The 457-nt window shown below is 44.4% G+C and carries 1 pseudogene; it reads right to left on the reverse strand.

The window, feature by feature from the left end:
• Positions 1-446, reverse strand: a pseudogene (locus tag HMPREF2959_RS07815) (IS630 transposase-related protein); the annotation flags it as partial.
• Between the last annotated feature and the right edge of the window lie 11 nt (positions 447-457).

A 457-nucleotide genomic window follows, 5' to 3' on the forward strand; every position in this document is an offset into this window, starting at 1 on the left:
GAACAGGTAGCGGTCAAATCCTGTTTCATCCAAATAAACACGTTGGTAGTCGGAAAATTCGGCCGGCTGTGTCAAATAATGCGTTACTTTGGCCGGGTCTTGTTCTTTGTAAGTGGTGGTCTTTTTTTGCGCGTTATCCCCATCTGTTTGAGTGCATAGCAAACGGTGGCTGCCGTACAATCAAAATGTTTGGCGATTTCATGCAGATAGGCATCCGGGTGTTGCCCAACATATTGAGCCGGTTTTTGCCTATCCGATTTGACGGCATTTAGACCGGTAACTTGATGTTTTAGGCTGCCTGTTTGTTTTTTAAGGCGAATCCACAGGTAAAGCGTGTTTCTTGACAAGTTAAACGTTGCTGCGGTTTGGCTGATGTTTTTGCATTGTTCGTAATATCGTGGATTAAATTTAAACCAGTACGGTGTTGCCTCGCCTTGCCGTACTATTTGTACTGTCT

Source organism: Neisseria sp. HMSC070F02 (genome assembly GCF_001814225.1).
GTDB lineage: Bacteria > Pseudomonadota > Gammaproteobacteria > Burkholderiales > Neisseriaceae > Neisseria > Neisseria meningitidis.